At 38.8% G+C, this 13,136-nt stretch carries 14 protein-coding genes; 11 read left to right on the top strand and 3 right to left on the bottom strand.

Translation table 11 applies throughout. The annotated features are described in order from the left end of the window. Positions 1-5: 5 nt before the first annotated feature. Both lipA and EL101_RS10345 read left to right on the top strand, forming a co-directional pair. Positions 6-923, top strand: coding sequence for a lipoyl synthase (lipA, locus tag EL101_RS10350; RefSeq protein ID WP_014614435.1), 918 nt, complete (start codon positions 6-8; stop codon positions 921-923). Between the two features lie 18 nt (positions 924-941). Next, positions 942-1,307 carry a YutD family protein gene (locus tag EL101_RS10345; RefSeq protein ID WP_014614434.1) on the top strand — a complete coding sequence of 122 codons (366 nt, stop codon included), beginning with the start codon at positions 942-944 and terminating at the stop codon, positions 1,305-1,307. Positions 1,308-2,129: 822 nt separating this feature from the next. Here EL101_RS10345 and EL101_RS10335 read toward each other — a convergent pair. Beyond that, positions 2,130-2,396, bottom strand: a complete 267-nt coding sequence (locus EL101_RS10335; protein WP_019166991.1) for a DUF3055 domain-containing protein — start codon at positions 2,394-2,396, stop codon at positions 2,130-2,132. Positions 2,397-2,496: 100 nt separating this feature from the next. Here EL101_RS10335 and EL101_RS10330 point away from each other — a divergent pair, with 100 nt between their 5' ends. The 3 genes from EL101_RS10330 to EL101_RS10320 are packed head-to-tail and all read left to right on the top strand — an operon-like array spanning position 2,497 to position 4,688. Further along, positions 2,497-2,928 (top strand): DUF86 domain-containing protein, encoded by a 432-nt coding sequence (locus EL101_RS10330; protein WP_170141204.1) that lies wholly within the window; start codon positions 2,497-2,499, stop codon positions 2,926-2,928. Positions 2,929-2,931: 3 nt separating this feature from the next. Then, a complete protein-coding gene (locus EL101_RS10325) occupies positions 2,932-3,717 on the top strand; it encodes a TIGR01457 family HAD-type hydrolase (RefSeq protein ID WP_096542182.1) in 786 nt (261 codons plus the stop codon). A 5-nt stretch (positions 3,718-3,722) separates the two neighbouring features. Continuing rightward, entirely contained in the window at positions 3,723-4,688 is a 966-nt protein-coding gene (locus tag EL101_RS10320; protein WP_096596506.1) for a 2-hydroxyacid dehydrogenase, read from the top strand. A 758-nt stretch (positions 4,689-5,446) separates the two neighbouring features. On the opposite strand, the gene EL101_RS10315 is transcribed toward EL101_RS10320, so the two are convergent. Further along, entirely contained in the window at positions 5,447-5,689 is a 243-nt protein-coding gene (locus tag EL101_RS10315; protein ID WP_014614429.1) for a NifU family protein, read from the bottom strand. A 103-nt stretch (positions 5,690-5,792) separates the two neighbouring features. Between EL101_RS10315 and EL101_RS10310 the strand changes: the two genes are divergently transcribed. Further along, positions 5,793-6,122 carry a YuzD family protein gene (locus EL101_RS10310; protein ID WP_096542176.1) on the top strand — a complete coding sequence of 110 codons (330 nt, stop codon included), beginning with the start codon at positions 5,793-5,795 and terminating at the stop codon, positions 6,120-6,122. Positions 6,123-6,337: 215 nt separating this feature from the next. Here the strand turns inward: EL101_RS10310 and EL101_RS10305 are convergent, their stop codons facing one another. Next, positions 6,338-7,402 (bottom strand): NAD(P)/FAD-dependent oxidoreductase, encoded by a 1,065-nt coding sequence (locus EL101_RS10305; protein ID WP_019166986.1) that lies wholly within the window; start codon positions 7,400-7,402, stop codon positions 6,338-6,340. Between the two features lie 290 nt (positions 7,403-7,692). On the opposite strand from EL101_RS10305, the gene EL101_RS10300 reads away from it, so the two are divergent. The 5 genes from EL101_RS10300 (at position 7,693) to EL101_RS10280 (ending at position 13,130) form a co-directional block, all read left to right on the top strand. Next, positions 7,693-7,929: a YuzB family protein gene (locus EL101_RS10300; protein ID WP_019166985.1), complete on the top strand. Its 237-nt coding sequence runs from the start codon at positions 7,693-7,695 to the stop codon at positions 7,927-7,929. A gap of 12 nt (positions 7,930-7,941) precedes the next feature. Next, a complete protein-coding gene (locus tag EL101_RS10295) occupies positions 7,942-8,301 on the top strand; it encodes a HesB/IscA family protein (protein WP_014614425.1) in 360 nt (119 codons plus the stop codon). Positions 8,302-8,720: 419 nt separating this feature from the next. Next, positions 8,721-9,923 (top strand): NAD(P)/FAD-dependent oxidoreductase, encoded by a 1,203-nt coding sequence (locus EL101_RS10290; RefSeq protein WP_096596507.1) that lies wholly within the window; start codon positions 8,721-8,723, stop codon positions 9,921-9,923. A gap of 268 nt (positions 9,924-10,191) precedes the next feature. Continuing rightward, positions 10,192-11,679 (top strand): leucyl aminopeptidase family protein, encoded by a 1,488-nt coding sequence (locus EL101_RS10285; protein ID WP_096596508.1) that lies wholly within the window; start codon positions 10,192-10,194, stop codon positions 11,677-11,679. 137 nt (positions 11,680-11,816) lie between these two features. Then, positions 11,817-13,130 (top strand): Na+/H+ antiporter family protein, encoded by a 1,314-nt coding sequence (locus EL101_RS10280; RefSeq protein WP_096542170.1) that lies wholly within the window; start codon positions 11,817-11,819, stop codon positions 13,128-13,130. Positions 13,131-13,136 lie beyond the last annotated feature (6 nt).

The following is a 13,136-nucleotide window of genomic DNA, read 5'->3' as shown; positions in this document are numbered from 1 at the left end:
CTGTTATGGCTACAAAAAATGAAGAAATTTTACGCAAACCAGATTGGCTTAAAATAAAGTTAAACACAAATGAGAACTACACAGGCTTAAAGAAAATGATGCGCGAAAAGGGACTACATACTGTATGTGAGGAAGCAAAATGTCCAAACATCCACGAGTGTTGGGGTGAGCGTCGTACGGCTACATTTATGATTTTGGGTGATGTTTGTACACGTGCATGTCGTTTCTGTGCAGTTAAAACAGGTTTACCGAATGAGTTGGACTTAGGTGAGCCAGAACGTGTCGCTGATTCAGTGAAACAAATGAACTTGAAACACGTCGTTATCACTGCAGTAGCGCGTGACGACTTGAAAGATGCCGGTTCAAACGTATACGCTGAAACAGTACGTAAAGTTCGTGAGCTTAACCCATTCACAACAATTGAGATTTTACCTTCTGACATGGGTGGCGACTATGAAGCTTTAGAAACATTAATGGCTGCACGTCCGGACATTTTAAATCACAACATCGAAACAGTACGTCGTTTAACACCAAGAGTGCGTGCGCGTGCTACTTATGATCGTACATTAGAATTTTTACGTCGTTCTAAAGAGTTGCAACCAGACATCCCAACAAAATCAAGTATTATGGTGGGATTAGGTGAAACCATTGAAGAACTTCACGAAACGATGGATGATTTACGTGCGAACGGTGTAGATATTTTAACAATCGGTCAATATTTACAACCTTCTCGTAAACATTTAAAAGTACAAAAATACTACACACCATTAGAATTTGGTAAATTGCGTAAAGTTGCGATGGAAAAAGGCTTCAAACATTGTCAAGCGGGTCCATTAGTGCGTAGTTCTTACCATGCAGATGAACAAGTAAATGAAGCAGCAAAAGCGAAACATCGACTTGGTGAAGAACAACTTAAATTATAAGAACCAGGTGATGAACGTATGATTAAAGTAGGAAACCATTATTTTGAATTATTAACGTCATATAAAGATGGGTTCAATGAAGATGATTTTATTGCGAGATATTCTGAAATTCTAGATAAATATGACTTTGTCGTTGGGGATTATGGTTACGATCAATTGAGATTAAAGGGCTTCTATCATGATTCCTATAAAAAAGCAGATTTTAACAAGCGCTTTTCAACGATACAAGATTATCTCTATGAATATTGTAATTTTGGATGTGCCTACTTTGTCGTACGTCGACTTTCAAAAGCAGAAGTCGAACAACAATTAGGACATGATGCGCCTATTGATGCAACAGATAAATTGAAGGATGTCAAAATACAACCGACAATACAAGATTAAATCATTCGAATAATCTATGAGCAGCATGTGCATAGTGAAGTAAAGTTAACTTCATCGTGTGCGTGCTGTTTTTTTAATTGGGATATTAAGCATTGAGTGTGATCAGTTACGTAGAAAACAGAGGAAAGCACTGAAAAACACGTATAACAAGAGGTTTATTGACCAGAAAATCTCACTCCATCAACCCCCAAAAATGATTGAGAGGAAGAAGTAAAAGCGATGAGGAGAAGCGCTAAAAATATAAAACAAGAAGTGGAGAAGTCGAGTGGTTGTATAACATTGAGTCATTTTTTATTCCAGTTCCAAAATTGCCAAGAACCGTGCAAGACTCCCGAGGGATGATGTAAAAACAAAATAACGTCATTTAACTCTAAAAGCGGGGAGTGTTGAACGCAAAAATCAGCAATATTTCCAGTCAATGTATCATTACAATAGCGCCTTGTATTATATCCACATAAGTAGTAGAAATCTCACACCATCAACCCCCAAAAATGATTGAGAGGAAGAAGTAAAAGCGATGAGGAGAAGCGCAAAAAATATAAAACAAGAAATGGAGAAGTCGAGTGGTTGTATAACATTGAGTCATTTTTTATTCCAGTTCGAAAATTGCCAAGAACCGTGCAAGACTCCCGAGGGATCAGCTGGCCCGGAAAATCCAATTCGGCTACCTTCCAATGTACACTATAATCAAGCCGAATTTAGTTGAAGGGATCAGCCCCTGGGAAAGCGCAGCACGGTTCGGCAATCGGACGAACAAAAAAGCGATTACCCGAAATGTTTATACCCTCTACTAAAAAGCGATGATTCGTAATGCTTATCAACCTACTGAATCACTTCATGCAAATAAGCCGTAATCTCATCGCCTTCTTCTTCACTCACACCCAAAATATAAGCAATATAACCTTCTTCCTCTAAATCATCCGTCCCAATAATCCCAAACTTATTCGTCTGCGTGTTCAACACTAACGTCTTACCATAATGACGATCCGTTTGAATCAACACCAAATCATAACGACTATGTTCACCAACAAAGCCAACAAAACGAATTTGAGAAGGTTCCATATCATCATATAAAAACATATCTATCATGTGTGTAACTCCTTTAAAATCATGTTAAGGCAAGTATAGCGATAAATGAAGTTGCATGCAAAATTATGATATGATAGAGGGGAATAGGGGTGACCACAAAGTGTATTTTGTTGATAAAACGCAATTAGAAACGAAATTAAAATATTTAAAACAACTCACTGAAGATTATGAGGCGGTAAAATCAAATCATTACGCATTTGAACGTGTCGCACAAATGTTAATTGAGTCCTCGGTCGATATCGGCAACATGATTATCGATGCCTTCATTTTGAGAGACCCAGGCAATTATAAAGATGTCATTGATATTTTAGAGCTTGAGGGTGCTATTTCTAAAGAGACCCAACACGCTTTACACCAAACGATTGATGTGCGCCGTCAGTTCGTGCACTATTACGATACATTAGATACAGCGCAGTTAATCCCATTATTTGATCAAACAGTTCCATTTTATGAGCATTTTATTGAGGAAGTTTTACAGTTTTTAGAAAATGAAAATGTCCCTGTAACAGCATTTGGAAAAGGAGCGCAATAAGCAATGAAAGCATACAAAGGCTATTTAATCGACTTGGATGGAACGATGTATAAAGGTAATCAAAAAATTGAAGGTGCATCTGAATTTATTGATTACTTAAATGAAAATCAAATTCCACATTTATATGTGACGAATAACTCAACGAAAGCACCAGTCGATGTTGTGGAAAAATTAACGACGATGGCCATTGACGCAAAGCCACAAGAAGTCATTACGTCAGCTATGGCAACAGCAGATTATATCCATGGTGAAAAACCAGGTGCCACAGTCTTTATGATTGGAGGCTCTGGATTAGCGACAGCATTAGAAGAGGCGGGCTTACAACTTAAAAATGACATCGATGTCGATTATGTCGTAGTAGGTTTGGACGAAGCGATTACTTATGAAAAATTAACGACAGCCACGTTAGCAGTTCAAAACGGTGCGACATTTATTTCTACCAATCCAGATCCATCGATTCCGAAAGAACAAGGCTTTTTACCAGGCAACGGTTCTTTGACAAGTGTTGTAACGGTATCATCTAAACAACAACCGATCTTTATTGGTAAACCTGAAACACCGATTATGGATAAATCGCTCGAAGTGCTACAACTGAACAAAGATGAAGTGGCGATGATTGGTGACTTGTACGACACGGATATTATGGCAGGCATTAACTTCGGCATCGATACGATTCATGTTCAAACAGGTGTGACGTCGAAAGAAGAAGTGATGCAACGTGACGTACCGCCGACTTATAGTGTGAAAGATTTGAATGAGTTACGTGAACAATTAATCAAAGGCGAGTGATAGAAATGGAAAAAATTTTAGTAACGCGACGTATTCCACAGAAATTTGTAGAGCGTCTTGAAACTTTAGGCGAAGTTGAAATGTGGGATCATGAATTGACACCTATGCCACGCGAGAAATTTTTAGCAGCAGTCCAAGATAAAACAGCAATCCTTGTCACGTTGAGTGAGAAAATCGATGCCACTTTATTTGAAGCGGCGCCGAATTTGAAAATTGTCGCAAATATGGCTGTAGGTTATGACAATATTGATTTACAAGCAGCAGCCCAACATGAAGTCGAGATTTCAAACACACCGCATGTGCTTACTGAAACAACAGCTGAATTAGGCTTCGCGCTCATGATGGCAACGTCCCGACGTATCGTAGAAGCAGAAAAATATGTACAAGATGGTAAATGGGAAAGTTGGGGGCCTTATTTGTTAGCGGGCAAAGATATTTATCATTCAAAAGTTGGTATTTTTGGAATGGGTGAGATTGGCCGTGCCTTTGCGCGTCGTTTAAAAGGCTTCCACGCTGACATCTTGTATCACAACCGTTCGCGAAATATTCAAGCTGAACAAGAACTAGGTGCATTTTACACATCTTTTGATCAATTGATTAAAGAAAGTGATTTTATTATTTGTACCGCACCGTCTACACCTGATACGCAAAATAAATTCAATAAAGAAGTATTCAAAAACATGCGTAATGATGCGATTTTCATTAATATCGGCCGTGGGGATTTAGTCGTTGAAGAAGATCTCGTTGAAGCGATTGAAACAGGAGAAATTGCAGGCTGTGGCTTAGATGTCGTGCGCGATGAACCGATTCGTACAGATCATCCGTTACTGCAATATCCGAACGTCATTGTGACACCACATATCGGTAGTGCGACAGTACTCACACGTGACCAAATGATCCAAACGTGTTTATTAAATATTAAAGACGTTTTAGAAGGTCAAAAACCACGCAATCAAGTGAAGGTGGATTAAGTCTATCATATTTGGCTTGTTTCTTTTAGCTGAAATGCAGAATGAAATGTGTCCACTGTGCGTTAAGAGCATGTCCACTTTTCGTTAAGAACATGTCGCATGCATACGATTGCCGTCTTGGACTCGCGTTCCCAGGGGGCTGATCCTTCAACTAACCAACGCTTTGATTTTACGGTGACATTTGTTGTAAGCGTTGGTGGATTTTCCGGATCAGCTGTTCCCTCGGGAGTCTCGTCCATCCGGCAATCATGCATGAACAGAAGCAAGGAAAGAGGGCACTCCCATTTTATCGACTCAGCTAACATCATCTAGATAGCTACTGTGTTAAACATGAGCCACTTTCATATGTAAAAGAAAAAACTTGTTAATTTTCACACTTTCCCTCGGGAGTCTCGTCCACCCGGCAATCATGCATGAACAGAAGCAAGGAAAGAGGGTACTCCCATTTTATCGACTCAGTTAACATCATCGAAAAGTTGAGGCTCTTTTCAACTTATTTTTTGCTTAGGGACACCTGTGATTAATTTTCCAGTACATCTATTCATCGTCACCTAGTCAGCTGTTGCGTTAAACATTGGCCAGAATTAAAAACAAAAGTATCTCGTTCATTTTTATCAATGCCATTTCAAAAGTGGCGGGAAGTGTCATCCTATGCATTTTTAAACGTGTCTGAAAAATAAAGAAAAGGCTGAGGAAATTTGACATCCCAGCCTTTACACTTTGCTCATATGAAATACAACATTCAAATCAACATGTTGTTAGAATACTTGTTCGACCTCGACAACACCTGGCACTTCTTCTACTAATGCACGTTCTATACCAGCTTTTAAAGTAATTGTACTACTAGGGCATGTTCCACAAGCACCGAGTAATTGAAGTTTTACAATACCATCTTCCACGTCGACAAGTTCACAGTCGCCACCGTCACGTAATAAGAACGGGCGTAATTTCTCAATGACTTCTGCAACTTGATCGTACATTGTAGCATTTTCAGTTGGCATGTGTAATGCCTCCTTTCAAATTTAAATGGTTCATTTTATCCTTATCTTTTTATTATAATAGAATCAGTACAAAAAATCTATCGAATCAATTAGGGGGATGGCTATGGAAAAAGTAAGCGTCGTTGTTTATGGTGCAGAAGTCGTTTGTGCAAGTTGCGTGAATGCGCCAAGTTCGGAAAACACGTATGATTGGTTGAAAACATTATTACCACGCAAATATCCAAACATCGATTTTGAATATACGTATATTGATATTATGGGGTCACAAGATAATTTGTCAGATCATGATATGCAGTTTATTGAACAAATTCAAGAGGATGAGTTATTTTATCCACTAGTGACGATGAACGATGAATATGTGGCAGATGGTTATGTTCAATTGAAGCCAATTAAACGTTTTATTGAACGTAACTTTGAAGTATCTGCAGAATAGGGGAAGTTGAGATCAACAGCGGTGAGTGTGAATCAGCACTTACCGTTTTTTGATGCATTTTTGAGTTGATTTCTAAAACATTGACGCATGATTGTAGCCCCCTTAATATAAAAATGCCAATATGGGCGAGCATCCCGAGAATCAGTTCCGGGAAATACGAGCTCATTTTGGCATTTATGAAAATAGCGTTTAAATGAATAGTAAAAGTTCAATTTCTATCCGTTATGATGTTTATACAACCAAAGTACGCCTGATTTCAAGATGGAAGCCAAACGTCCAGTCACTGTAGTGTCCATCAAGTAAGCGAAACCTTTCTTTTCACCTAAAGAACCTAAGAAACCTTGAATTTTAATTTCAGGCATTTTTTCAGGTAAACTTTTGCCTTTCCACAATGTAGTTAACACCATGGCGATTTGGTCAGCTTGTTCTTCAGCGAGTTGCGCGCTCGGTGCATGTGGCAAGTTCGCACAGTCTCCAACAACATATACATTAGGATACGTTGGGATTTGGTGATATTGGTTTACCATGACGCGATTACTACGACTTAAGTCAACTGGCAAATTGCGCACGATTTCGACAGGTTGAATACCCGCTGTCCAGACGATGAGGTCGTGTTCATTTTTCGTTTCTTTATTATAAAGTATACCGGGTTCAACTTTGACGATATCCGAATTAGGCACGACTGTGACATCGTGTTGATCGAACCATTTTTTAACATAATTACTTAATTTTTCAGGGAATTGATTTAAAATACGCTCACCGCGGTCGTATAAGTAGATTTTCAAATCGCTACGGCTTTCGCGTAATGCACTTGCAAGTTCGATACCGCTTAAACCAGCACCGACAATACCGACAGTTGCATTGGTAGGAAGGTCAGAAATGTCGTGATAAGTTTTACGAGCGTCATGTAAAGTTTGGATGCTGTACGTATGTTCTTTAGCACCTGGGACATTGTGGTATTTATCTTCGCAGCCTAGACCGATCACTAGTTCATCGTAATCGACTTTTGTTTGACCTACAGAAATGATTTGATTGTCTAAATCGATATCTGTAATTTCTCCGTATACTGTGTGGGTTCTGTCATGTTGTGGGAAATTAACACGTACCTCTTTATCAGATTTAGAGCCAGCAGCTAATGCATAAAATTCTGTTTTAAGCCCATGGTAAGGCATCCGGTCGATTAACGTAATATTATAATCATTTGGAAGCGCGTCTGGTAAAATTTTAGACATAATGCGCATGTTACCATAACCGCCGCCTAGCAATACTAAATTCTTCATTTTGATACCCCTCTTTAGTGATGTATATTCCGATATCTATTTCAGCAATGGACTCCAAACAAAACGAAATAAATACCGTTCAAGTTATTGATCATAGCTCTAAACTTCATTATATCCCTTTTTCGAAAGCCACACAAACAAAGGAAGACACGTGCTTTCAAAATTTTTCATAAGCCAATTTTGTCAATCCAACCGACGCGCATGATGAAGCGTTAACATGAGCCGTCACATAGATGTCTGTTCTAAAATTTGTTATACTGATAACATTAAAACATAGAAGAGGGTGTAAAATGAATCCGATTGTCGAGTTTTGTATTTCTAATATGGCGAGAGGTTCAGAAGTTGTTTACCAAACTTTAGAAAATGATCCGGGCGTGGATGTTCTAGATTATGGTTGCCTTCAAAACTGTGGAATTTGTTCGTCGGGGCTTTATGCACTTGTGAATGGAGATATAGTCGAAGGTGATACGCCAGACGATTTATTGCAAAATATTTATAAGCATATAGAAGAAACGTGGATTTTTTAAGGAGGCTAAAACATGGCAGTAGTCAATTTGACAGAAGCAGCAGCATATGAAGTGAAAGATATGTTGAAGCAAAATGATATGGCAGATGGTTATTTAAAAGTGAAAGTAAACGGTGGGGGCTGTACAGGCTTAACGTACGGCATGACTGCTGAAGCTGAACCTGGTGAAAACGACGAAGTACTTGAATTTTTTGGTTTAAAAGTACTTGTAGATAAAGAAGATGCGCCGATTTTAAATGGCACAACTATTGACTTTAAACAATCTTTAATGGGTGGCGGTTTCCAAATTGATAATCCGAACGCGATTGCATCATGTGGTTGTGGTAGCTCATTTAGAACAGCGCAGGCAGCAGGTTCACCAGAAAGTTGTTAATCGGGTAAATGGAGGACAACATCCTTTTTAATGCGATTAACGTCACGCTTAAAAAGACTGAAATGTAACATATGAAATCAACCACGCAGTGATATTGAATATCCGAGACTTTTCGTCATATCGAATCGTCTCGGTTTTCTTCGTATGACACAGATGTATTCAAATGAAATCAAGTAGGTCATATCATAGGCTAAGCACACTTACAATTATTTGACGTGTCACAAGCTATTTTAAAAAGACGAGTGACAAAAATAATGAAAATCTGTTGAAAACTTATAGGGTATTAACTTGAATTCAATAATAAAAAACTATACACTAATGAATGACAACATTTTACAATTTTGTGTACTGTAAAAATTGAGAGGGTATACAGTATTATTGGAATTTGATTATATTTACGAAAGAATAGGTGAATGCAAATGGCAGAACGTAAAAAAGTACTTGTTTTAGGTGCTGGTTATGCGGGCTTACAAACTGTTACAAAACTTCAAAAACAATTATCAGAACAAGACGCACAGATTACTTTAATCAACAAAAACGACTATCACTATGAAGCAACTTGGTTACATGAAGCTTCAGCAGGTACATTAAATTATGAGGATGTCTTATATCCAATCGAAAACGTGTTGAAAAAACATGTTGATTTCGTTCGTGCGGAAGTCACAAAAATCGACCGCAATGCGAAAAAAGTTGAAACAACACGCGGTATTTTCGAATATGATATTTTAGTTGTTGCTTTAGGCTTTGAATCAGAAACATTTGGTATTGAAGGTATGAAAGAACACGCTTTCCAAATCGAAAATGTCAATACTGCGCGTCAAATCTCTCGCCATCTTGAAGATAAATTTGCAAATTATGCTGCATCAAAAACAAAAGACGACAAAGACTTAGCGATTCTTGTCGGCGGAGCAGGATTCACTGGAATTGAATTTTTAGGTGAATTAACAGACCGTATCCCTGAACTTGCTAACAAATATGGTGTAGAACAAAGTAAAGTCAAAGTCACTTGTGTAGAAGCTGCGCCAAAAATGTTACCAATGTTCTCTGATGAGCTTGTTAGCCATGCAGTGAGCTATTTAGAACAACGTGGTGTAGAGTTCAAAGTCGGCACACCTATCGTTGCAGCAAACGACAAAGGTTTCGTTGTTAAAATTAACGATGAAGAGCAACAATTAGAAGCGAACACTGTCATTTGGGCTGCAGGTGTTCGTGGTAGCCAATTAATGGAAAAATCGTTCGAAGGCGTTAAACGTGGACGTATTGTAACGAAACAAGATTTAACTATTGAAGGTTACGACGACATCTTCGTTATTGGTGACGTCTCTGCATTCATTCCTGAAGGTGGCGATCGTCCATTACCAACAACAGCACAAATCGCAATGCAACAAGGTGAAAAAACAGCTTCTAACATTGTGAACATCTTAAAAGGTGCACCAACAGAAGCCTTCAAATATATTGATCGTGGTACAGTATGTTCATTAGGTCGTCATGACGGTGTGGGTATCGTTTATGGTCGCGAAATTACTGGTAAAAAAGCAGCATTCATGAAACGTGTCATTGATACACGTGCCATCTTTAAAATTGGTGGTTTAGGTTTAGCTTACAAAAAAGGTAAATTTTAAGCATTAATCGACCCTGCTTTGATCCGACGATATTAAAATTCGAAGTCTCACTGAGTAAGGTTTTGCAATAAATAACGCGTTGACGATGAAACGGTATGACTTTCATCAGTCCAATGCTTGATTAGAGAAAAAGATTTTAAGCATACGGTACACATATACAGTGCAACAAAATGTATATGATAATGCAGGGAGTGGAAAAAGGAATCTAAATGTTAGATTTAGGTTGCTCTTCCACTCCTTTTTTACATATTGAAAAGGAGTGAAAGTGATGCCTTCACAGCAAACAGAAACAGCAGCTGCGATCATTGCAGGTGTCCCAGAACATTTAAATCAATATTTCGATGTCGTGAAACAGGATACGGCATTTTTCGAAGCATTGACGGAATTAAAAGCACATCATCTCATCAGTTCAAAAGTAGGTGATATCGCGTCTACTGCAGTCACAATAGAAGGCCAAATGTATCGTTTAATTACGGTAGGTCTAGGTAATTTGAATCAATTGAAAGCACAAGATTATTTGAAAATATGGGGCAAATTATTCCAATATTTACAACAAGGTGCGATTGCTAAAATCAATTTAAAAGTGAATACGTTTTTCGCCAAATCCCTGGAATCAGAAACGATTTTTAATTTAATGGGGCTTCAAAGTGAACAAGCGATTTATCAATTTGATGATTATAAATCTGACAAAAAAGCACCGTTCCATCTTAAAATGGTATTGGATTGTGACCAAGTATCAGACTATACAGCGCCAATTGAAGCAGGACAAAAGTTAGGTCGCGCCATTAACCGTGCGCGTGATTTGAGTAATACACCCCCAAATATGATGACGCCTGCTTATTTAGCTGAAACGGTGGAACAGTATTTTAAAGATACCTCAGTTAAAGTCCACATTAAAGACGAACACGCGATTGAACAAGAAGGATTCGGATTAGTCCAAGCTGTCGGCAAAGGGTCTATACATCCTCCGCGCATGATTACATTAGAATATCAAGGAGACCCAGACCATGAAGACCAAGTGATTGCTTTAGTCGGTAAAGGGATTACGTACGATTCGGGTGGTTATTCCATTAAATCTAAAAATGGCATGCCGTCAATGAAATTTGATATGAGTGGTGCGGCGAATGTCATGGGTATGGTTGAAGCGATTCGAGCATTGAAGTTGAAAGTGAATATTGTAGCAGTCATTGCGGCAGCAGAAAATATGATTGCGAATAATGCGATGAAGCCGGATGATGTATTTACAGCGCTCAGTGGGGAAACTGTTGAAGTGCCGAACACCGATGCAGAAGGGCGTTTAGTGTTGGCTGATGCGACGTTTTATGCGAACCAATACAAACCTGAGATGATTATGGATTTCGCGACACTGACAGGTGCGGCAGTTGTAGCATTAGGTGAAGATAAAGCAGCCGTGTTCCAACATCGTGTCCAACCAGAAGTGCTGAATCAAATCTTTCAAACTTCTCAAATTTATGAGGAACCTGTGTTTGAATTGCCGATTACCGAGACAGAACGTAAAAATATTAAAGCATCTGATGTGGCGGATTTAACGAACCATGTCAATGCGCACGGTAAAGCTTTATTTGCGGCAGCATTTATTACACATTTCAGTGGTCAAACCCCGCATCTTCATTTTGATATTGCGGGGCCAGCGACAATCAATAAAGCGACACATAAAGGTCCAAAAGGTCCAACAGGCTTTATGATTCCTACTATTGTCACATGGTTGAAAAATCAATACGGTATGAATCAGTAAAGAAAGGGGAGTGTGCCATGAATTTGTGCCACTCCCGCTTTATTTTTGATGTGGTAAGCATTGACGAATGACGTGACAACTGTTACCATTATACCCATATGCTTTAGCTCGATAATGAATTAAAGGAGATAGAAAAAATGAATGCTGTGTTAATAGCGGTCGTCATCATGATAGTGCTCTGTTTATGTCGGCTTAACGTCGTCATTAGTTTATTTATTAGTGCACTCATCGGCGGATGGATTGCAGGTCTGCCATTTGATAAAACGATTACAACTTTTACTGAAAATATTGTGGATGGGGCAGAAGTTGCGCTCAGTTACGCTTTACTCGGTGGCTTTGCTGCACTCATTTCATACAGTGGGATTACAGATTATCTCGTACGTAAAGTGATTTTATCTATTCGTGCAGAAGAGACAAAAGTTTCAAGAATTAAAGTGAAAGTACTCATTATCGTGAGTTTACTATTACTGAGCATCATGAGTCAAAACGTGATTCCAGTCCATATCGCTTTTATTCCAATTGTGATTCCCCCTTTATTAAGCTTATTTAATGAATTGAAAATCGATCGCCGCTTAATTGCGATGATTATTGGTTTTGGTCTATGTTTCCCGTATGTCTTATTACCATTTGGCTTCGGTCACATTTTCCATGAGATTATTCAAAAAGGATTTGAAAAGGCGCATCATCCGATTGCATTTAATATGATTTGGAAAGCCATGCTCATTCCAGCATCGGGTTATATTATCGGACTGATTATCGCCATGTTTTATTATCGTAAACCGAGAACGTATCGGGAAACAGCAGCGCAAGAGGAAGAAGTGGCTGTGGATTTAAAACCAGCTGTCATTATCGTTACGGTTGTCGCGATTTTAGCTACATTTCTCGTTCAAATGTTCTCAGATTCAATGATTTTCGGAGCATTGGCAGGGGTACTTGTCTTTTTCATTTCTGGTATTTATTCTTGGCGCAAACTCGACGACCAATTTGTGGATGGCATTAAAATTATGGCCTACATCGGCGTCGTGATTTTAACAGCGAATGGTTTTGCAGGTGTGATGAATGCGACAGGTGATATTGAAAAGTTAGTGACAGGGTTAACTGCGGTTTCAGGAGATAATTTATTGGTAAGTATTGTACTCATGTATCTCATCGGTTTAGTCGTGACTTTAGGAATTGGTTCTTCATTTGCGACGATTCCCATTTTAGCCGCGCTCTTTATACCGTTTGGTGAAGCAATGGGAATGAGTACGATGGCATTAATCGCATTAATCGGTACAGCGAGTGCACTTGGAGATTCAGGTTCTCCAGCAAGCGATTCGACACTAGGGCCAACAGCAGGGCTCAATGTAGACGGTCAGCACGATCATATTCGCGATACGTGTATTCCGAACTTTGTCTTTTATAATATTCCACTCATTATTATGGGAACCATTGCGGCACTCGTATTATAATAATAG

Source organism: Staphylococcus delphini (assembly GCF_900636325.1).
GTDB lineage: Bacteria > Bacillota > Bacilli > Staphylococcales > Staphylococcaceae > Staphylococcus > Staphylococcus delphini.
This window is presented reverse-complemented; position numbering and strand designations above follow the sequence as displayed.

Coding starts and splice junctions, on each gene's coding strand:
- lipA (WP_014614435.1), top strand. CDS start 6: ATGGCTACAAAAAATGAAGAAATTTTACGCAAACCAGATTGGCTTAAA.
- EL101_RS10345 (WP_014614434.1), top strand. CDS start 942: ATGATTAAAGTAGGAAACCATTATTTTGAATTATTAACGTCATATAAA.
- EL101_RS10335 (WP_019166991.1), bottom strand. CDS start 2,396: ATGATAGATATGTTTTTATATGATGATATGGAACCTTCTCAAATTCGT.
- EL101_RS10325 (WP_096542182.1), top strand. CDS start 2,932: ATGAAAGCATACAAAGGCTATTTAATCGACTTGGATGGAACGATGTAT.
- EL101_RS10320 (WP_096596506.1), top strand. CDS start 3,723: ATGGAAAAAATTTTAGTAACGCGACGTATTCCACAGAAATTTGTAGAG.
- EL101_RS10315 (WP_014614429.1), bottom strand. CDS start 5,689: ATGCCAACTGAAAATGCTACAATGTACGATCAAGTTGCAGAAGTCATT.
- EL101_RS10310 (WP_096542176.1), top strand. CDS start 5,793: ATGGAAAAAGTAAGCGTCGTTGTTTATGGTGCAGAAGTCGTTTGTGCA.
- EL101_RS10305 (WP_019166986.1), bottom strand. CDS start 7,402: ATGAAGAATTTAGTATTGCTAGGCGGCGGTTATGGTAACATGCGCATT.
- EL101_RS10300 (WP_019166985.1), top strand. CDS start 7,693: ATGAATCCGATTGTCGAGTTTTGTATTTCTAATATGGCGAGAGGTTCA.
- EL101_RS10295 (WP_014614425.1), top strand. CDS start 7,942: ATGGCAGTAGTCAATTTGACAGAAGCAGCAGCATATGAAGTGAAAGAT.
- EL101_RS10290 (WP_096596507.1), top strand. CDS start 8,721: ATGGCAGAACGTAAAAAAGTACTTGTTTTAGGTGCTGGTTATGCGGGC.
- EL101_RS10285 (WP_096596508.1), top strand. CDS start 10,192: ATGCCTTCACAGCAAACAGAAACAGCAGCTGCGATCATTGCAGGTGTC.
- EL101_RS10280 (WP_096542170.1), top strand. CDS start 11,817: ATGAATGCTGTGTTAATAGCGGTCGTCATCATGATAGTGCTCTGTTTA.